Below are 441 nucleotides of genomic sequence, written 5' to 3' on the forward strand. Positions count from 1 at the left end.
CCGACTGAGTGCCCGCCGGGACGCGGAATGCATGATGTCATGCCGAAAAGCAAAGCCCGCGGGATCGCTCCCGCGGGCTTTGTCCTGCAATCTCGGCCGCGATCAGCCGTGCGCGAGCACGGCGAGCAGGAGCAGCGCGACGATGTTGGTGATCTTGATCGCCGGGTTGACGGCCGGGCCGGCGGTGTCCTTGTAGGGATCGCCGACGGTGTCGCCGGTCACCGAGGCCTTGTGCGCCTCGGAACCCTTCAGGTGCTTGACGCCGTCCTTGTCGGTGAACCCGTCCTCGAACGACTTCTTGGCGTTGTCCCAGGCGCCGCCGCCGGAGGTCATCGAGATGGCAACGAAGAGGCCATTGACGATGACGCCGAGCAGCGAGGCGCCGAGCGCCGCGAAGGCCGAAGCCTTCGAGCCCGAGATCAGGAACACGCCGAAATAGAC

The 441-nt window shown here is 66.2% G+C and carries 1 protein-coding gene; it reads right to left on the minus strand.

Annotation, left to right across the window (positions count from 1 at the left end):
• Nucleotides 1–102: 102 nt before the first annotated feature.
• On the minus strand, nucleotides 103–441 hold a 339-nt coding region (locus EOD07_RS37155), incomplete at its 5' end, for a sodium/proton-translocating pyrophosphatase (RefSeq protein WP_206519692.1).

It is taken from the genome of Mesorhizobium sp. M2C.T.Ca.TU.002.02.1.1 (assembly GCF_003997225.1).